The organism is Candidatus Uabimicrobium amorphum, assembly GCF_009002475.1.
GTDB lineage: Bacteria > Planctomycetota > Uabimicrobiia > Uabimicrobiales > Uabimicrobiaceae > Uabimicrobium > Uabimicrobium amorphum.
Genome location: NZ_AP019860.1, coordinates 2,268,614 through 2,289,179 on the forward strand (window position 1 = coordinate 2,268,614; position 20,566 = coordinate 2,289,179).

Genomic DNA, 20,566 nt, shown 5'->3' on the forward strand with positions numbered 1-20,566 from the left:
AATAGGACAGAACACTATGAGCTTTACACTCGAAAAAAGATGTGCGGAAGATTTAGACCTAAAAGATGAACTGCGCTCCTGCCGCGAACAATTTTATTTTCCTCACGAAGAAGGTAAGCCTTATTTATATTTTTGCGGCAACTCTTTGGGGTTACAACCCAAAAAAACGCCACAATTTGTTGAATGCGAAATAAAAAAATGGCAGCAAGCGGCGGTGGAGGGCCATTTCACTGGCGAAAGACCATGGATGGATTACCATGAATTTCTCACCGAAAACCTTGCACATTTGGTGGGAGCCAAACCTATTGAAGTCGTTGCGATGAATTCCCTCACCACAAACTTACACCTGTTGATGGTTTCTTTTTATCGCCCAACGTCACAAAAAAACAAAATACTCATCGAAAAAGGCGCATTCCCCTCCGATCGCTATGCCGTAGAATCGCAAATTCGCTTTCATGGTTATGATCCAAAGGAGTGTCTTGTCGAACTTGTACCACGACCTGGAGAATACTGTGTTCGTGAAGAAGACATTACGGAAGTTATTCAGCGTGAAGGTAAAAACATTGCCTTGATTCTTCTGGGAGGAGTAAACTATTACACCGGTCAAGTATTTCCCATGCAAAAAATTACGCAGTGGGGGCATGAAGAAAAGTGCACCGTTGGTTTCGACTTAGCGCATGCCATTGGCAACGTCCCCTTGCAACTCCATGACTGGCAAGTAGATTTTGCGGTATGGTGTAGCTACAAATACCTAAATGGTGGACCAGGGGGAGTGGGTGGTGCTTTTGTTCACGAACGCTATGCCAATGATCCTTCTCTACCGCGCTTTTGTGGATGGTGGGGACATGACAAGTCCACGCGTTTTACAATGCCTGATAACTTTCAACTCATGTCAGGTGCAGAAGGATGGCAACTAAGTAACGCTCCGGTTTTATCGATGGCCGCTTTAATCCCCTCTCTACAAATTTTTGCAGACGTAGGAATACCAGCACTACGCAATAAAAGCTTGCAACTGACAAACTATCTAGAGTTTCTATTGCGAAACAAACTACAAAATCAGTTAGAGATTATTACTCCACAAAACCCACATGAGCGCGGTGCACAATTATCTTTACATCTGCAAAATGGCGGTAAAGAGGTTCACAAAGCTCTTTTGGAAAATAGTGTTATATGTGACTGGCGCGAACCAAATAGTATTCGCATAGCCCCTGTACCACTGTACAACAGTTTCCAAGACGTGTGGGATTTTGTAAAGATTTTAGAAACTTTATTACTAAGAGGTGAATAAATGGAAAAAGTTACAATTGCAGGAGCAGGTCTTGTAGGATCATTACTTGCTCTCTACTTGGGGAAGCGTGGTATCAAAGTAGACGTGTACGAACGCCGCGGTGATATGCGCAAAGTACAAGTAGACGCGGGACGCTCAATAAACCTGGCTTGTTCTAATCGTGGGTGGCGCGCTCTGAGCGGTGTTGGGCTCGAAGAAAGCGTAAAAGAATCAGCCATTGCCATGAACGGACGGATGATGCACTCTGTCGAGGGGAACTTGACGTTTCAACCGTACGGTAAAGAGGGGGAGGCTATTTACTCCATCTCTCGCGCACAACTCAACAAAATATTACTCGAAGAAGCGGAAAAGCAACCAAGTGTAGACATTCATTTCCATCACAAATGCATGGATATTGATTTAGAAAACGCCACAGCTCGTTTTCTAGATGAGGCAAATCAACGCGAAATACAAAGCGAAGCACAAGTCATTTTTGGAGCCGATGGCGCCTTTTCCGCAGTACGTGAAACCATGCGCAAAAAACTGCGTTTTAATTATCAGCAACAGTATATTGAGCATGGATACAAAGAATTGACGATTCCTCCCACAGCAGATGGTCAATGGGCGCTAGAAAAAAACTTCTTGCATATTTGGCCGCGCAAACAATTTATGCTCATCGCACTACCCAATACCGACGGAAGTTTTACTTGTACGCTCTTTCTTGCCTATCATGGAGAAAAATCTTTTGAAAATTTACAAACACGTGAGCAAGTCTCGAAATTTTTCGCGGAAGAGTTTGCCGATGTTGTGCCGCTTATTCCCAATTTGCTAGATGAATTTTTCACAAACCCCACATCTTCATTGGTAACAATTTCTTGTTCACCATGGCAATACCAAGAAAAAATTGCCCTAATAGGTGATGCAGCTCATGCCATCGTTCCCTTTTATGGACAGGGAATGGTATCAGGATTTGAGGACGTACGCGTCCTAAACGATTTGATCGAAGAGTTTCCCAATGAGCCTATCTTAGAAAAATATGCAAATGCGCGTAAAGACAACGGCGATGCGATTGCCGAACTCGCCTTGCGAAATTTTATTGAAATGCGTGATTTGGTGGGCGATCCTAGCTTCTTATTGCGCAAGAGGATAGAAGCGCTCATTCAAGAGTTATATCCAGGTAAATATATCCCCTTGTACTCGATGGTCACTTTTTCCCACATTTGTTACAAAGATGCACTTGCCATCGGCAAACGTCAACAAAAAATGCTCGACCAAATGCTCAAGATTCCCAACATCGAAAACGTATGGAGAACGGAAGCATTTACCGAAGTAATACACCAATTTATAAAAGAGTTCAAAGACGCGGTTTTGCTAAAATAGTGGAAAACAACATGATACAAATACAAAATACGATCCAACAAAAAATACAAGTACACTTAGAGTTTCCGGTGTGTTTTACCCAAGATTTATTTACACATGACAACGCAACGTTTGAGCAGTGCGTGTGCAACAAAGAACCGGACAAACAACACAAAGTGATATTTTTTGTTGATGACAGCGTATCGCGCAAACATCCTACATTATTGAAAGATATACAGGCGTATTGCCAAGATCGCGACTCCATTGATTTGGTAACCAAGCCAATTGTTATTCCCGGCGGCGAGCCGGCGAAAAATGATATATCTTTTGTGGAAAACATCCAGCAAATGATCGAAAAGTTTAAAATATGTCGACACTCTTTTGTCGCGGTTATTGGTGGCGGTGCGGTTCTAGACATGGTGGGCTTTGCCTGTGCAACTCCACATCGCGGTGTACGTCTTATACGTATTCCCACCACCGTACTTTCGCAAAACGACGCGGCAATGGGGGTAAAAAACGCCGTAAATGCCTTTAACAAAAAGAACTTTTTAGGAACTTTTTGTGCACCATATGCGGTGATCAACGATCGCGAATTTTTGAAGACATTGTGCTTTCGCGACTGGATTTCTGGAATATCCGAGGCAATTAAAGTCGCCTTAATTAAAGACGCGGAGTTTTTCGCCTTCCTAAAAGAACACGCCATACAACTGAGAGAACGTGATATTGAAGCAATGGAAAAACTCATTTTTCGCTGTGCGGAACTGCATTTACAGCATATTCGTTGTAGCGGAGATCCTTTTGAACTCGGGTATTCACGTCCACTTGATTTTGGGCACTGGGCAGCACACAAATTAGAGTCTTTAAGCGGTTACCGTATTCGTCATGGTGAAGCGGTCGCGGCAGGGATTGCGATAGATTCTTATTACGCCTACCGTCAACAAATGCTCAGCGAACAACAACTGCATGATATCCACCAGTTGTTAAGTTCTCTACAATTTTCGTTGTACTACTCGCAAATGCATCACAGTGATTTTCTAAACGGTTTAGAAGAATTTCGTGAACATTTGGGGGGCATACTATGCATCACACTTCCCAAAAATATAGGTCATAAAATAGAGGTCAACACCATAGACAACGCGATTATGTACGAAGCGATTGACTATTTAAAGGAGAATTTTGGTGAAAGTGTCACGTAATCATTTAACATATTGCACGAACATTCATCCCGGAGAAAGTCGCAGCGAAACTTTAGACAACGTAAAACAACATGTCGTTGCGGTTAAGAGTAAATTTTGTCCTGCCGAGTCTTTCGGTGTGGGATTGCGTTTATCAAATTGCGCATGTGAGGAGTTCCTCCGCCATGGTCTGGACGAACTCCACGATATGTGCCGCGAAAATGACCTTTACGTTTTCACTATAAACGGTTTTATCTACGGACATTTCCATAAAAAACCCGTAAAACAAGATGTCTACCTACCCGATTGGAGTGCCACAGAAAGAGTAGAGTTTTCCAACAACCTCGCGCAAATTTTAGCGGATCTTCTACCTCAAGAAATCAACGGAACAATAAGCACTGTACCTGTGGGATTCAAAAATCGTTTCACTACCCGAGACACGGTAGAAAAAGCAGCCCAGAATCTATTGCAGCACCTCCAACATCTGTACGCGATCAAAAAGCGCAGTGGTAAAAATATCATGACATGTCTCGAACCAGAGCCAGGGTGTTACATCGAAACGATTGACGAAACAATTGCTTTTTTTCGCGAGTACATTTTTACCGAGAAAAATTATCAAGCGTTCAGCGCCCACACCGGACTTGCGCTTAACGAAAGCGCTGCATTTATTAAAAACCACTTGGGTATATGCTACGACACTTGTCATATGGCTATCGAATACGAACAAGCGCAACACGCCCTACAGCGGCTACAACAAAATGAAATTCGCGTTGGCAAGGTACAAATAAGTTCCGCGATAAAAATGTGTTTTTCATCAACAGACGCGGAAATTAGCGAATGTCTACAACCATACGTAGACCCCATCTACCTCCACCAAGTGGTCGAGGATCACGACGGAATTATTACTCGGTTTAACGACCTACCACTTGCGCTACAAAGCCTTAAAAATCGTAATGTTTCACAACAACTTGAGTGGCGTATTCATTTTCATATACCCATTTTTGTCGATTCCGTACATCCCCTCATCCAATCAACACAGCAACATATCATCGACACCCTAGATTACCTAAAACAACACAATATATGCGAGCACCTTGAGGTGGAAACCTACACATGGGAAGTTCTTCCGCAAAAATATCGCCAAGTATCTCTTCACGATTCGATTACACGCGAACTACAGTGGGCACTACAACAAATACGGAGCTAAAAATGTCACAATTTATCGCCTATTTAAAAATGAGCCGCGTTTCCAACTTGCCAACCGTTTGGGGAAACTGTTTGCTGGCAATGACCGCAATTGGTAATTTTACATGGTCGCATTTTGCCATGGTGTCGGCCATTTGTTCGCTATTTTACGTCGCAGGAATGATATTAAACGATGTATGTGACAGTGAAATTGATCGCAAAGAAAGACCACAGCGTCCTATTCCTTCAGGGATCGTAAAGCGCCACACCGCACTCCTTGTTGCCACCTTAATTCTGCTATCTGCCATTTTCATCTATGAATTTATCTACGCGTATCCTAGTTTGTGGCAGACTCTAGCACCTCTGGCACTCGCAGCCGTCATTGTACTTTACGATGTGTGGCACAAAGGAAATAACTTCAGCCCTTTTATTATGGCTGCGTGTCGTTTTATGGTATACATTGTTGCCGCGTTAAGCATTGCTTCGTACCCAACACAAAACATCATTGTCATGGCGGCAGTTGCGGCAAGCTATATTGTAGGACTCACTTATATGGCCATGCAAGAGAACCTCTACAAAGTCAAAAACTACTGGCCAGCGCTATTCCTGGCGTTACCGTTTTTGTATGCGGCCATTCACCAAGCGCAAATCATTTATATTGTCATTGCATTTTTGTGGGTTCTTTATAATATTTTCTTGCTCTATAACAAACGCATAAAAAACGCAATAGGGGGTCTTATCGCCGGAATATGTTTTGTAGACGCTATGTTATTGTCGACCGTTTCATCTACAGAGTCACTACCTTACTTTTTCGTATTGTTTGTCTGTACATTCTTTGCACAAAAATTTATTCCGGGGACTTAGACTTATGAATCACACAGCCGTTATCAATGTCGTTGGACTCAGCCAAAATTTACTCCCCTTTGCACCTTATTTGAGTAAATTTGCGGCAAACGGTAGTCTTACCAATATCCATGCTGTTACTCCTGCCGTTACCTGTACAGCTCAATCTACCTATTTGACAGGACTTCCGCCTAGCGGACACGGGAGTGTTGCCAACGGTTGGTACTTTAAAGACCTATCGCAAATTTGGTTGTGGCGCCAATCCAACAAACTCATTGCTGGTGAAAAAATTTGGGAAACCGCGAGAAAGATTGATCAGAATTTTACTTGCGCTAACATGTTTTGGTGGTATAACATGTATAGCAGTGTGGATTTTTCTGCAACCCCTCGTCCAATGTATCCTGCAGATGGTAGAAAAATACCCGACATATACACTTTTCCCGCAAATTTACGCGATGAACTAAACGATTGTTTAGGACAATTTCCGTTATTCAATTTCTGGGGACCAAAAGCAAATATTGTCTCAAGCAAGTGGATAGCCAAAGCCAGTCGTCACATTTTCGAGAAACACCGTCCGACTTTGAATTTAATCTATTTACCGCACCTTGACTACAATTTACAAAGACTCGGGCCTCGCAACCCGCAAATTGCAAAAGATGTCGCTGAAATTGATGAAGTTTGCCGTGAATTAATTGAATATTTTCTTGGAAAAAACTGTAAGGTAATTGTACTATCTGAATATGCGATTCACGAGGTAGACAGCTGCGTGCACATCAACAGAATACTACGAGAAAAAAAGTGGTTGTGTGTACGCGAAGAATTGGGAAAAGAAATACTTGACCCGGGCGCATCGCAAGCCTTTGCTGTTGCGGATCATCAAATAGCTCATGTGTACATTCACAACGATGGGAATATTGCGGAAATCAAAAATCATCTCCAACAATTTTCCGATATTGAGTTTGTTCTCGATAAAAAAGAACAACAAAAATACAACATCGATCACTCGCGAAGTGGTGACCTTGTATTGCTTTCTAGCGAAAACAGTTGGTTTAGTTATTATTATTGGTTGGATGATAATAAAGCTCCAGATTTTGCAAGAACCGTAGATATCCATCGCAAACCTGGGTACGATCCCGTCGAGTTATTTGTTGATCCCAAAATTTATTTTCCAACTTTAAAAGTCGTGTATAAATTGTTGAGGAAAAAACTAGGGTTCCGTTATTTATTGGATATAATTTCATTGGATGCCTCCCTAGTAAAGGGGTCTCATGGGCGGGTCACAAAAAATAATCAACCACTTTTTATCTCTTCAGAAAAACAAGCGATATCTCAACAAGAAATCGCGGCAGAACAAGTAAAAGAAAACATATTAACACATATATTTGGCGAGAAATACCATGAAAAACTCTGCAATCAATAGGATTATCAAACTCTTTATGAACTGCTTCGGCAAACTAAAAATTGATTATGACATGACATACATAGAGGAAATGTCTTGTCTTGTGCATAGAAGCATGGATAGTTTTTCACGCAATTTTCATAATACAGGACACGTTTTCAAGTTGAGTGAAGGACTTTCACCACTGGAAACTCTAGCCTGTATTTTCCACGACGTGGCATATTTCCAAGTCGATGGTGGCTTCCCCAAAGGAATGGAGGAGTTGTTACTACAATACGTATTGGTAGAAGAGCAAAAGGTTTTTATTCATAGCAAGAGTAAAGTTCCCAACAATGAACTTTTTTGCATTTGCCTAGATATATTTGACTTCAAGTATGAACAAGAATTATCCTCCATGGGAGGACTCAACGAATTCTTGAGCGCTCTTATTGCGTGTGCAAAGTTGCAAAATCTCCTCGACAAAAAGCAACTCATTACCATCATGGCGATCATAGAAGGGACAAGACCGTTTCGTCCAACGGATCAACATGGCAAAAGTTGTTTCGATTATTTAGAAGAGCGTCTCATTGCCTTGCAAAAAAAATACAAAGATACCCCAACACCAAAAGAAAGCGTACGTATAGTAGAACTAGCACTTAACTTTGCCAATAAAGATGTCGAAAACTTTGCCTTTGAAAATTCAGCAGAATTCTTAGGAAATACATGGGCATTACTTGAAGAATCCAATACATTTTTACAAAACGCTAGGGTGTACACCATTACAGACTATCGCCAAGTTTTGCAAAAAATGGAAAGCTTCATGAACTTTTTAAGACCGGAAACAGTTTTTCATCGCTACAAGAAAACACCGTCACAAAGAAAATATGACAATCTTATCTCTCGTGCAACACGCAACATCCAAATTGCACGTGAATATCTAAAAGTAAAAGTACTCACCATAGGAATCATAGAAGCCATCGCCCTCGAAACAGGAGGAGACGCGCCGATCTCTATGTTTCTTGGAGATTTCCCGACATCCACCAATGATGTCTTACTGCGCGCAGAATATTATCTACCACAAGCAAGTGTTTCATCAAAACTCACCCTTGACCCCGATGTACTCATGCTGATAGAAAAAGGTCGTGCACAAGATGCTTCATTTGATATCAAGCATTCTCCCACATCTACGTATGTATACAAAAAAATAGGACGCGAAGGTGTAGAAAAAGCTTACCCCGTTATGACAAAAGCTCTTCTAGGAGTTATTAGCACCAAAGAATTTCTCAAGAGTCTTGACAGAGACGTTGTCGTTGGTATTGCCAAAGCTTGTTCCAAAATATCGATATCGCGGCAAGGTGCCCTAGAAAAAATAATCGCAGGAAAATAGGCTGTTTATAGATATTCTCTGGTATTTGGTGCCCCCACAATCGGCTTCGCCGATTACTCCCACAGGGGAGTTTACGTAGTTCAAAAAGTGTTGAAAAAACGCAACGTTGGTTCGAGTCTATATGTACAATAGGTCACGTACCTACCTGTCGTTTTTTCCCTTACGAAGTGCTATACGTTAGTCCTCCCTGTAAGAGGGCAGCTGGCGATTAGCCGGCGCGAGGGCATCGCATACTGGAAAAAACCAACACTTAAATATAAATATAAAATTAGAATTTTTTGAGAATTATCAACTATGACTATTCCAGTTGTCGCAATATGCGGACGCCCTAATGTAGGAAAATCAACATTGTTTAATGCCATATGTGGTCGTCGAATATCGATTGTAGAACCAACAAGTGGTGTTACACGCGACCGCGTAGAGACCTTACTAAAAGTAAAAGACTACTACTATGAACTCATCGATACCGGAGGAATCGGCGTCGTTGACGAGCATAGCTTAGAAGATAAAATTTACGATCAAATCAACATCGGTATTCAAAAGGCCGATTTACTATTGTTTGTCGTCGACATCAAAGAGGGTATTACACCTCTAGACAAAGAGGTTGCGCGTTTACTTCTAAAACAAGAGAAAAAAGCCGTACTCATCGCCAATAAAACCGACGAATCGAAATTTAAAATGGAAGCCCCCAAATTTCTACAGTTAGGATTTGGCGAACCTATTTGTATTTCAGCGCAGCAAAGACATGGCATTGACGACATTATGGAGCTTATTGAAGAAAAAGTAACTCCCTTCAACTGCACAGACTTGGAAAAAGAAGAAAAAGAACTGAAAATTGCAGTTGTTGGCCAACCAAATGCCGGTAAATCGACTTTTATAAACGCACTGGCAAACGAAGAACGCGTAATCGTTTCCGAAATTCCAGGTACAACGCGTGACTCGATAGATGTTCGTTTTGAAAAAGACGGTAAAAGTATTCTTGCCATAGACACGGCGGGTTTGAAAAGACGCAAAAATGTACGCAATTCTATCGAATTTTATAGCCAAGCACGTGCACAACGCGCTATTCGTCGTAGCGATGTGGTGTTGTTCTTTATCGATGCCACAAAGGATATCACGCGTATAGACCGCGAAATCGCCATGTATGTTCGCGAACAACACAAACCCACGATTATTGTGATCAATAAGTGGGATCTAGTTCCTGAGCATTTGGCCACTTCTGATTATGAAGAGTACATTACAAAAACGTTGCCGCATATTTTTTACGCTCCGGTAAGTTTTATTACCGCCAAAACCAGTAAAAACGTTACGTCAACTATTCATTTAGCGCGAAGCTTAATAAAACAAGCCCATCGTAGAATAAGCACTGGAGAGCTCAATCGCGTACTCAAAACCATTATCATGAAAAAGTCTCCGCGAGTTGTTCGCGGCCAAAAAGTAAAAATATTTTACGGAACTCAGGCCGATGTTAACCCTCCAACAATGGTGTTATTTTGCAACAAGCCACAGCTCGTTAGCAAAAATTATAAACGCTATATGTTCAACGCTCTTCAAGAAAAATTGCGCCTTGCCGAAATTCCCATTCGCGTAGAATTCCGCGATAAGAAGAGTCAGCCAGGACAAAAAGACATCGCCATCAATGAGAACGAAGAACAAATTGACTTTACAGACAAAAATAAGTAGGAGAGAACAGTTTTGAATACATTGTGGGGATTTACTGCTGCTAAAAAAATATTGCATTTTGAAATTGACGAAGAATTATCTCATATACTAATTCGTGCGTGTCCAGCAACACTACTTGGCTGGATTTTAAGTTTCTTTGTGCGTAGCAACGAAACGACCATTAAAATCAATAAAAATCTCTTTGTGTCAGATGAATGGGGATTTTTTAGGCGCAAAATTATGTACATTCCCGTCAAGAGCATTACTTCTATTTCCATGCGCGAAAGGTTTCGTACATTACTTTTATTTTGTGCCATATTTTGCTTTGTTGTGTCGATGTTACTTATCTATGCCAGCATACCGTTTTCGGTAACTCTGCGTGTATTGTTATTTTTAATGGGAATTCTGTCTGCTGTTTTCGCCTTTGTTTTAAAACAACGCGTATTTATTACCATTTACCGTGGAAATCACATTCATGAATTGAATTTTCGCGCCACGCAAAAAGACCTCATTCGTCTGAAGAAAATGCTGGAAATGATTATGTTTCTCAGTACCGGAGGCAAGAAAAAAGAATTGGCGGAGCTCAAACTGAGCGAAAAAGAACTGCAAGAAGAAATCGCCAATGGGCAAGACGAAGTCGACGAAAGCAAAAAAAATCCACCAAAAACGTCGAAAAAAAATGAAGGAAAATCAAAAAGTAAGAAGAAAAAGAAAAAATGAGTAAAAACAACCCTGTTCCTGAAAAAGACATTCACCAATTTTGCGAATTTCTAAAGAGTAGAAAACTCAAATTTACTACGGAACGAAAGAAGATTTTAGACGAAGTTTACGCATACTCTTCTCACTTTCAAGCAGAAGATTTACTGTTCTCCATGAGAAAACGTGGTGTAAACGTTTCCAAAGCAACCATTTACAGAACTTTACCTGTCATAGTGGACTGTGGCTTATTACGCAAAGTACACCTAAGTGACAAACAAACGTATTACGAATACGTACACGACGATAATCAACCACATCATCACTTTATCTGTAATAACTGTGGTAGTGTCACTAAATTTACGGATAAAAAAATAGACGAACTACTACAAAGTGTGGCAAGAGAAATCGACTTTGTAGTGCAATCACATATCATCGAAATGCAAGGTTATTGCCGCCACTGTAAATTTGCGATACCTGAATGATATAGCGATGTATATGAAACACACAGTTTGAAAGACATAGTTCGTAGTAAACGTACACCTAACTGTATTTGAAGAACGGGCGGACACTAGGTCCGCCCCTACATTTCCAACGCAACTCCCATAAACAAAACATTTTGCCAAGTCTAATTTATGTAAATAGGGCTTGTTAAAATCCACAGCGTTCCGTCTTTGTATATTTCTGCGCGATAAATCCCTTTTCCTGGGAGAGATTGTGCAAAGGAAGCGGTATTTTTCTCGATGATTTGCTTTCCATCGCGAAAAATGCGAACCGTTGCTGTTTGCGGAAGACGAATATCCAATTGTGCGTTTTTGTCATAAACAACTTCATCGCCGATAATCCCCCCATTTTGCGGAGAACCGTAACGCATCGCAAATCCTTTGCTATCACCTAAATAGTCAAAAGTAAGAAACGTACGACCGCGCCACCGGGAATAATGAGTGCACACCCGCCACAAAAAAAAGTAATACATATGAGAATTAGTACTTTGTACATGATGTTTTCCTATAACTTGAAAATATTCATACACATCCCTAAAATCGTGAGGATAGACTTTGATTATTGTAACATACTTCACAACCGCAACGTATTTTTCTGTAATATTTTGTCATCATAGTTGTGTGTCGTAAAATTACGCCAAACTGTATTCAAACGACAAGGGAACAAAGTCTGCACTGCATTTCCATCATGATTCATACAACAAAGTTTCATGCATATTTTCCGCGGCAAAATTGCTGATACGAATAGATGATACTCATCATCGCGATCAAAACCCAAATCGTTACTTTCCATAACATGGGAATGGAAAACTCCAGTAGTAAAAGCACCACACTGATCTCAAAAGCGATTGCAGCGCTGGCACATGTTTCCGGAGTGATAATCGATAGAGAAATTAAAAAACAAAAGGCAAAAAGTGCTAGAGATGTACAAACAAAAAGTATAGAACTTACCTCAAAACTACACCATAGCAGAATACTAATGAGTAGCAGTGCTATTACTCCTACGCGTAGACTTAACTTTACCCACCATACTGCCGCGCGCGACGCGGTTAAACTCACCAGGAACATCAGATTTTTTTTACTTTGCTCGGTACTGAACGATGTGACGCCTAAAAACAATATATATAGCTGCCAAATACCTATGGTGAAATATTCGCGATACTCCCTATCTACCGCAATAAACTGTAGTACAACTACCGCAACGATTGTCAATAATGTCATTGCCTGGATCGTGCGCCATTCTTTCCAAAAAAGAGCTTTCATCATACCTATTCTCCTAATTTATCGCTTCAAATCCATTTTTTATGTAGTAAATTTTACGGTCATTGTCTTCATAGAAAATCCCACCGTCGCGATCGACAAATACAATATAGCAACTGCGAGGTATCTTGGTTTTATAAAACCTTTGCTCTTTGACATCGAAATAGTAATATGTTTCCTCATTTGATCGAAAACACACCTTACCATTTGAGTACAGCAAATAACCTCTTTGTGGAGCAAATTGGTATTCCTGTTGATACAATATCTTCTTTGTGGAAAAATCCATTTGCTGTATACCATTTTCCGTTAACAGCATAAACTGTCGTTCATTTTGATGTAAAAAGCGCCCCTCCAGTTTTGTGGTGTTTCCGTTCTCCATGTTGATTAAAAGGACTTTTTCTTGATGTTTCTTATCGTAATAACGAACGATACAATCATTGCTCGCGGCATTTATGCGTAAACGCGATACAAAAAACACATCTTTTTCATTGTATTCGTAGACTTTTTTCAGGGTATTTTTTTGCAGATCTTTCACCCAAAACGCCCGATTTAAGTCACGTCTTTTTTCTACAACCAAAAACCTGTTGGCAACGATATAATTCATTACAATAGACGCGGGATTTTCGTTGATTAAAACTGTGTCGCCAATGCTGTCATCGACAATTTTTTCTCTTTTTTGCAAATTCATTTTTATCAACGTGCCACTCTGCTGACGAAAAAAATACGCGTAACTTTCACTTGCCCCTTCAAAGCGAAAATCTTTATCAATGAGATAGGAGATGGTGTGTTGTAATGTATCCGCAATTTTGAAAACGTGTAGTTTACTTTTCCCTACCAACAACAAACGATTCCCTTGAAAATCAACATCTTTGCAGTCTTTAAAATCAGAAGATATATCGTATTTCTTTTTCGTGTTGTGGTTATATACATAATACTTCTTCGCAACTGGCAATCCCCACTTAAATTCCATACTCCAACAAAAAATATATTCGTTACTGTAGGAAAAAGCAGTGCAGTATAAACCTAAATCTTGTATTGTTTTTGTTTCGTAATTGAAAATACTCATTTTTCCATCGTACAGATTGCCTCTACGATTGCGTATTTGTGAATTAGAAAAGAAGATGTTGCCCTCGAAGTGGCGATACTCCACTTGGTCATATGTAGTATTAAAAAACAGCGCAAGACAAACGATCGCTGTTCCACAAGGAATAAATAGTGTCGTAATTTTTTGAAAAATCGCGCGCTGTACAAAAATTTTATAACTGACGAGTAAACTACAAATCCCCACGCAGCAAAAGATCAACATAATGTACTCTTCTGCTACCCACCATGAAAAATCATGGTGCTCAGGGTGCAATTGCCCCATCTTGAAGTCGCGATAGATACAAAACAATTCGACAAAGAATAATAAACCCACCAACGCATTTCCCCACCGCATTTTCGTATTCAAGACAAATGGGATCGTTAATAAAATTGCCACAACCCCTAAAAATTCAACTGGTATATAGGAAAAACTCAATGCCTTTACTAAAAAGGTGAAAAATCCGCATGAAGCGCAAAAGATAGCGATGCTGGTAAAAGCAATAATAAAACTATGAGAAAAAATAGATGACGCGACCATCGCCACCATAGTTAAAGCGAAATAAACCGCATAGAACCAAGGACCTAGAGCATAAGTATAAAACGCGCCATGAAAAATAAGTGATGTGAGCGCAATATAAAAAAGTCGTATGCTCCAAACACGGCGTCGTGAAATAGGCAAGGCTGCGGTAAATTCCCCGCTATTTTGTTCCTCGTCACCAACAAAAACCACAGCAGGCAGTAGCATCGCCCAAAAAAGAGAATTGAGTGTACACACCAAATACGCCGCCAAGTCACTCTCTTTACCAAGCGTGATCAAAATGGCAAACAAATTTAAGCAGACAAACAGCAAAAACATCATGCGCGTTTTACGCCATTCTTTCCATATCAGCTGTATCATATGGTGGCCTCCTCTGTTAGACATTCCACAAAAACATCCTCTAAACTCATGTGTACCGCACGAACCTCTTTTGCTCCCATATCGCGCAGTTGCTGTTCATGAGTAGAGCTATAATCGCGCACCGTCAGCATATATTCTCTCCCAAGTTGTTGTTGGTGCAGTACACCTTCTAAATCTATACTTTCTGGGAGCACATCAAAAGAAACTTGTATTTTGCGAAAGGTGTTTTTCAGCTCTTCGACAGAATAGGTTTTGTGTATCTTTCCATTTTGCAAAAAACCAATCTGATCGGCGATGCGCTCCACATCTTGCAAAAGATGCGAAGAAATCACCACGGTATGGTCTTCTTTTTCAACAGTATCGACAACACAATCTAAAAATTCACGACGTACTGCTACATCCAACCCCGCAGTGGCTTCGTCGAGAATCAATAACTTGGGGCGATGCGCCATCGCCATTGTGAGTAACAGTTTGCTCTTAAATCCCCGCGAAAGTGTTTTTATTTTTGCTTTGTAATTCAAGGTAAATTTCTCCGCCAATTCCTTTTCGTAATTAGAATCCCACGTAGGATAAAAACGCGAAACAAACCATAGAATTTCTTTTACCGTCATCCATTCGTACATTTGTAAACCATCGGCAACATAACCCACTTGCTGACGTATTTTCCAATCATCCCGCTGTGAATCTAGTCCAAAAACCGTTGATTGCCCACTTGTCGGATGCGAAAGTCCTAACAATGTGCGTAGTAGCGTGGTTTTTCCCACACCATTTTTACCAACAAGCGCGTAAACGACCCCCGAGGAGATATTCAAATTGACATTGTCGAGAACCTGGTTTTTGCCAAATTTTTTACATAGATTTTGTATTGAAATGACTTCACTCATGGTCGATCTCCTTTATATTTTTAAACTCCGCAATTTTTTCCTCTAGTACATTGCGAATTTCATCGAAATTCATTCCAAGGTTCAATCCCTCGACAATCGCTGGAGCCATTTTTTCTCCGACCAAACGCTTTTTCTCGTTTTCGGTGTAAACATCTTGCGTCACCATAACAAAAACCCCTTTTCCTTTGTGTGTGCGAACGACATTGTTTCTCTCTAACTCGCGATATGCCTTCGCCACAGTATTGGGATTTACCACCAACTGTTTGGCAAGTTCGCGTACTGAGGGAAGCTTGTCATTTTCCTTCAAGCGTTGCGATGCAACCGCATGCTCAATGTGATCCATGATTTGTTTATAGATAGGAATACTTGACTCTGGCTGAATTTGAATAAACATTCATGTCCTTCCTTTCTGTGCAATACTTCAAAAACAACACTGTATTAGTTCAGCAGTACAGTACTGTATTAGTGTATTAATACAGATTACTTTCGTCAATAGTTTTTTTGAAATTTTTTAAATGAGCATTGCGATTTGTTATTGATGACTCTTTGGTGGGTGTTTTATAATATGGTTTGTGGCAAAACGTTCCTGATACCTCTGGAAGGAAATGAAAATGAAAAAAAATGCTTTTGTTATTGTTTTATATCTGACAGCTCTAATATCGTTTGCTTGCGTGTGCTTTCTCGCCAGGTACTATGTTCCCGCGTACAAAGAAATATTTAGAGATTTTGGTATGGCGCTTCCTATCATATCCATCTATTCCCTCATGATTTCCGATACTATTGCAATCTATTTCTTCCCTGCAATTGCATGTGCGTTGATCATAACCACTGTTGTTTGGACCTTGCCATCCATCGCATTCAAAACGGTGGGCTTTTGCTTTCTGATACTAGCCAACACTTTATTAGGGGCTATTCTTTATGGCGGGGTACTGGTAAGTGCTTCACACTTACAACCAGCTTCTATTTTAACATATGCGTTACAAGATAAGAGCAGTGACTTAAGTTCCACCTACCAAAAAATCGTAGACGAGGCCAAATCACCGCAATTTGTCCAAGAGTTGCAAAACGCTCCCGCGAAATTTTTGGAGATAGGAATTCACGCCTTGGCGGATGCAAACAATGAAATAACTGTGGAGCTTATCGACAAAGCTTTACAAGAAAACGTTTGGCAGCAAGCGCAATTCTCAAAAGATTTACATCATACTCAGTGGAAACTTTTAGCGGTGAGTATCTACGCTTTGTATAGAATCCAGGGGAAATATCCCGAAGAAATATCTAAAAAAATAGAAGTTTTCCATCATAGTGAAAAATTTCTTCCCGCAGTGCGCTTTATGTGTCGCGACAAAAGCGTTTTGTCTGACGTAATAAAATATTACACTCCTGATTTTGCCCGTCAATTGGCCACGTGGTCTCCTGAGAGCGTCGGAAAAAACTCGCAGCCGCAAGTCAATTTTAAAGATATTTCCTCACACGATATGTTGCAGTGCATTACTCAAGCGATGCATATGTTGCAGTATATTACTCAATACCAACATTAGGTCATTCGATTACTTACCATAATTCGTCCAGATTTTGACCTGACCATCTTGACTACCAATGGCCAATAATCTCTCATCAGGAGAGATGGCCATTGCGGTGATCGCACTTTGATTTTGTCCCAGGGTAAAAAGGGGAGCGACTATGTCGTCGCTGTGCTCTAAGTCCAACGACCAGATTTTTATCGAGCGATCGCGACTGACAGAGATTATTTGTTGATCATTGTTGATAAATTTACATCTTGTCACTCGTGCATTGTGCCCCACAAACCTACGTAACAGCTTTCCTGACTTGACATCAACGAGCCATATTTCTCTTGCGTGTGCTGCCAGCAACCATTTGCCATCTTGCGAAAATTCGCAATAGGAAAATCGGTCTTTCTCACGATGTAAAGACCACCGAAGCCTTGCGGTTTTCGCGTCGTGCAATTTTAAATGTACATTATTGGCGGTCGCGATATCATTTTTGTGATTAAAGGCACAATAGATTACATCGGAACCTGTTTTTATAATTTGTGAAGGCTTACAACGAAGCGGCGTTTTGCCCTTACTTTTCGGCAGGGTACGGATGTTCCAAATATGTACACGATCATTGTAGCACCCCGCGGCCACTCTTGTACCATCGGGAGAATAGGCGCAGCTAATCACATTTTCGGTCAGCCCCACAAACTCAATGAGGTGCTGCTTGTTTTCGAGTGCAAATAGGCGCAAAAACCTGGAACACGCCACCAGTATTTTATCACCCTGTTGGTTAAAAAAACTCATGCGCGATGGCAAAAAGTTACTAAACATCGGCTTGACTTTATTGTGCTTCCTAGACCATAGCCGCACCGCAATGTCAGGTGCATTGGTAATCACCATGTTATCAGCGGAAAAACTCAGCGTGGTAATTTTGGAGTTGAGTTTTGCGATGGTTTGTGGATTTTGTTTCGACGCTTTCCATAATTTCACCGTATTATCATTTCCCGATGTTATAATTGTTTGACCGTTTTTTGTAACAGCACAACTCGAAATAACCGCCAAATGCCTTTGACCTCTCGAAAAAGACACCCCTTTGTGCCCAGTGAACACCTGTTTAATTTTTTCACTTGCGAGATCGGTTATGATTAGTTTCTGGTCTTCCCCCACAGAAACGATTGTTTGACCATCCTCCATCAAGTCAAAACCATAAACGCGCCCCTTGTGTATATCTAAAATTTTTGTGGCGTTCGCTCTTTTTATATCCCACACTCTTATCGTTTTATCATAACTCGCGGAAACAATTTTACCTTGCGATGCGAAACGACAGCAACTCACTTCATCTTCATGGCCTTTAAATATCTGCAACTGTTTGCCAGTTTTTACGTCCCACAACCGAACAGTCTTATCGTCGCCAGCAGTAAGTAGCCAGTCTTTATAGATGTCACAGTCATTTATATTATTGAGAAATTCGCTCTTATGCGCCACGATGGATTTGCGCTTACGACGTTTTTCAACATCCCACACCACAATTGTTTGTTGCAACGCTACGGCAATTTTGCTATTTCGCGTGGCGCGATTTCCCCCACTGGTCTGATCTTGACCAAGGTAACATGCGATCAACATTTTACCATTTACAGAAAAAACCACTTTTTTCGCAGGAATGGTGTGCTTTAATGTCGTAAGAATTTTCCCGGAGGCAACATCGTATAAAAAAACATCCTTTCCAGCCACCGCGATTTGCTTACCATCGGGGCTAAACGTACAAGTGTTACATAAAGAGTTTTTTGCACACGTTATGCTACGAACCATTCTAGGCGTTTCGGTCGTAAAATCCCAAATAATGAGTTTATTTTTGCTATCTAAAGACGCCATACGTTTATTATCCGCACTTAAAGTGCAGTGCACTACATGGCTTTTATGTTGTTCCAAAGAGACATATTCATCGTTATTCTCTCCTTTCAACCAATGCCATTCCCAACCACGCATGTTCTCGGGGCAAGATTCTAGCCGGTTTTCCACATCGAGAACTTTATTGTCTTTTAAAAACAAATTCGCTAGTGCAATATTGGCATTATACGCCGACATTTGCGCTTTTTCTTCCGATTTTACCGCGGCTAACTGTGCGTCTTCCGCTGCTTTTCGCGCTTCTTCTGCTGCTTGTAGAGCGTCTTCCGCTACTTTTCGTGCATCTTCCGCTTCCTTTTTCGCTCGATGGGCTTTTTTTTCCTCTAACTGCGAACGTTCCATCTCACGAACAGCAATCTTTTCCGCATTGATCGCCTTGAGCCTTGCGTTTTTTTCAACGATAATTTGTCGTTGAAAACTGTACAAAGTAAAAACAATACTTGCGAGTATCACAAACGCGGCTATTCCGGAAATGATGGCAATTTTCGTATTGCGAGCTGTCCATTTACGAAGTTTCCCCCAGTAGGTAATGGGACGTGCCCGAACAGGGCGGTTATGAATGAAGTTTTGTAAATCTTCGGCCAAAGCCATCGCCGTAGCGTAGCGTTTACTTGGTTTTTTTTCCAAACATTTCAAGCAAATAGACTCAAGATCTACGGGAATATCAGGGTTAATAAGGCGTGGAGAAACGGGATCTTTGTTGAGAATATGATTCAATGTGTTGTAAACGGACTCCCCTTGAAACGGGGGTGTTTTCGCCAACGCCATGTACAGGCTCGCACCTAGAGAATATATATCACTTTTTTTGCCTACTTTCGTTCCACCTGCTTGCTCCGGCGACATAAAAAAAGGTGTTCCTAAAAGTTCTCCGGTGCACGACAAATTGTTATCTGTCATTTTTGCCAAACCAAAATCCATCAACTTGACTTGACGTTTATTGGTTAACATGATATTCGACGGTTTGATATCACGGTGTACTATTTTGTATTTATGAATTTCCGCAACAGCGTGTGCACATTGTAACATAATTTGAGCTATTTGTTTGGCGTTCAAAGTTCCTTGTTCTATTTCTTTAGAAAATACATCGCCGTCTACATATTCCATCGTAAAATAATTCTGAGGGTGTTCACCAACATCGTAAATCTCCACAATGTTGGGATGACGAAGTTGCGCCATGGCTTTTGCCTCAAGGAGAAAGCGCTCAATAATTTTATCCTCTATATTACTACCCAAGATAATCTTCAGTGCCACTTTGCGATTTAGTTTATGATCATAAGCAGCATAAACGGCCCCCATACCTCCGCGACCAAGCAAAGACTCTATGCGATAGTGGTTAAAGTTTTCACCTATCGCCAAGCCCTTTTGTTTATTGGAAGTTGCGGTACTTAAAGACTGACTAGCTCTCTGTAAATCGCTACTTGACAAGCGCCGTTTTTGCATTAATAATTCCGACAAAGAGATGGCATTGTTTGTTCTTGCGGCATTGATAAATTCATTCCACACAACCATCGCTTGTTGTTGGGTAATAAATTGCTTTTGTATCAGTGTTGTCAAAAGTTGTTGTTCTTTCTCAAAGGCCATGATT

Annotated in this window: 17 protein-coding genes; 11 read left to right on the forward strand and 6 right to left on the reverse strand. The window is 40.8% G+C overall.

Going from position 1 to position 20,566, the window contains the following annotated elements:
- The first annotated feature begins 16 nt into the window (after window positions 1-16).
- The 10 genes from kynU to UABAM_RS08045 all read left to right on the forward strand — a co-directional run bounded on the left by kynU (window position 17) and on the right by UABAM_RS08045 (window position 11,437).
- The gene (gene kynU, locus UABAM_RS08000; protein WP_151967475.1) at window positions 17-1,288 is read left to right on the forward strand and encodes a kynureninase; all 1,272 of its coding nucleotides are present in this window, start codon (window positions 17-19) and stop codon (window positions 1,286-1,288) included.
- The gene (locus tag UABAM_RS08005) at window positions 1,289-2,647 is read left to right on the forward strand and encodes an FAD-dependent oxidoreductase (protein WP_151967476.1); all 1,359 of its coding nucleotides are present in this window, start codon (window positions 1,289-1,291) and stop codon (window positions 2,645-2,647) included. It abuts the gene before it with no gap.
- A gap of 11 nt (window positions 2,648-2,658) precedes the next feature.
- On the forward strand, window positions 2,659-3,822 hold the full coding sequence (locus UABAM_RS08010) for a 3-dehydroquinate synthase (RefSeq protein WP_151967477.1): 1,164 nt from the start codon (window positions 2,659-2,661) through the stop codon (window positions 3,820-3,822).
- Window positions 3,806-5,008, forward strand: coding sequence for a metabolite traffic protein EboE (gene eboE / locus UABAM_RS08015; protein ID WP_151967478.1), 1,203 nt, complete (start codon window positions 3,806-3,808; stop codon window positions 5,006-5,008). The genes UABAM_RS08010 and eboE overlap by 17 nt, the downstream gene beginning before the upstream one ends.
- Window positions 5,009-5,010: 2 nt before the next feature.
- A complete protein-coding gene (locus UABAM_RS08020; RefSeq protein WP_173013200.1) occupies window positions 5,011-5,850 on the forward strand; it encodes a UbiA family prenyltransferase in 840 nt (279 codons plus the stop codon).
- Between the two features lie 4 nt (window positions 5,851-5,854).
- A complete protein-coding gene (locus UABAM_RS08025) occupies window positions 5,855-7,249 on the forward strand; it encodes an alkaline phosphatase family protein (RefSeq protein ID WP_151967480.1) in 1,395 nt (464 codons plus the stop codon).
- Window positions 7,227-8,594, forward strand: coding sequence for a hypothetical protein (locus UABAM_RS08030; RefSeq protein ID WP_151967481.1), 1,368 nt, complete (start codon window positions 7,227-7,229; stop codon window positions 8,592-8,594). The genes UABAM_RS08025 and UABAM_RS08030 overlap by 23 nt, the downstream gene beginning before the upstream one ends.
- A gap of 294 nt (window positions 8,595-8,888) precedes the next feature.
- Complete coding sequence (gene der, locus UABAM_RS08035; RefSeq protein WP_151967482.1) at window positions 8,889-10,277, forward strand: ribosome biogenesis GTPase Der; 1,389 nt, start codon at window positions 8,889-8,891, stop codon at window positions 10,275-10,277.
- 12 nt (window positions 10,278-10,289) lie between these two features.
- Window positions 10,290-10,976: a hypothetical protein gene (locus UABAM_RS08040; RefSeq protein ID WP_151967483.1), complete on the forward strand. Its 687-nt coding sequence runs from the start codon at window positions 10,290-10,292 to the stop codon at window positions 10,974-10,976.
- Window positions 10,973-11,437 (forward strand): Fur family transcriptional regulator, encoded by a 465-nt coding sequence (locus UABAM_RS08045; RefSeq protein ID WP_151967484.1) that lies wholly within the window; start codon window positions 10,973-10,975, stop codon window positions 11,435-11,437. The genes UABAM_RS08040 and UABAM_RS08045 overlap by 4 nt, the downstream gene beginning before the upstream one ends.
- Window positions 11,438-11,580: 143 nt before the next feature.
- Here the strand turns inward: UABAM_RS08045 and UABAM_RS08050 are convergent, their stop codons facing one another.
- The 5 genes from UABAM_RS08050 to UABAM_RS08070 all read right to left on the reverse strand — a co-directional run bounded on the left by UABAM_RS08050 (window position 11,581) and on the right by UABAM_RS08070 (window position 15,974).
- Window positions 11,581-11,826: a CehA/McbA family metallohydrolase domain-containing protein gene (locus UABAM_RS08050; RefSeq protein WP_151967485.1), complete on the reverse strand. Its 246-nt coding sequence runs from the start codon at window positions 11,824-11,826 to the stop codon at window positions 11,581-11,583.
- 337 nt (window positions 11,827-12,163) lie between these two features.
- Window positions 12,164-12,721 carry a hypothetical protein gene (locus tag UABAM_RS08055; RefSeq protein ID WP_151967486.1) on the reverse strand — a complete coding sequence of 186 codons (558 nt, stop codon included), beginning with the start codon at window positions 12,719-12,721 and terminating at the stop codon, window positions 12,164-12,166.
- A gap of 10 nt (window positions 12,722-12,731) precedes the next feature.
- Window positions 12,732-14,696, reverse strand: coding sequence for an ABC-2 family transporter permease (locus UABAM_RS08060; protein ID WP_151967487.1), 1,965 nt, complete (start codon window positions 14,694-14,696; stop codon window positions 12,732-12,734).
- A complete protein-coding gene (locus UABAM_RS08065; RefSeq protein WP_151967488.1) occupies window positions 14,693-15,580 on the reverse strand; it encodes an ABC transporter ATP-binding protein in 888 nt (295 codons plus the stop codon). The genes UABAM_RS08060 and UABAM_RS08065 overlap by 4 nt, the downstream gene beginning before the upstream one ends.
- Window positions 15,573-15,974 (reverse strand): GntR family transcriptional regulator, encoded by a 402-nt coding sequence (locus UABAM_RS08070; RefSeq protein ID WP_151967489.1) that lies wholly within the window; start codon window positions 15,972-15,974, stop codon window positions 15,573-15,575. Before UABAM_RS08070 ends, UABAM_RS08065 begins: the two co-directional genes overlap by 8 nt.
- Window positions 15,975-16,191: 217 nt before the next feature.
- Here UABAM_RS08070 and UABAM_RS08075 point away from each other — a divergent pair, with 217 nt between their 5' ends.
- Complete coding sequence (locus UABAM_RS08075; RefSeq protein ID WP_151967490.1) at window positions 16,192-17,118, forward strand: hypothetical protein; 927 nt, start codon at window positions 16,192-16,194, stop codon at window positions 17,116-17,118.
- A gap of 9 nt (window positions 17,119-17,127) precedes the next feature.
- Here the strand turns inward: UABAM_RS08075 and UABAM_RS08080 are convergent, their stop codons facing one another.
- Entirely contained in the window at window positions 17,128-20,562 is a 3,435-nt protein-coding gene (locus UABAM_RS08080; protein WP_151967491.1) for a WD40 repeat domain-containing serine/threonine protein kinase, read from the reverse strand.
- Window positions 20,563-20,566: the final 4 nt, after the last annotated feature.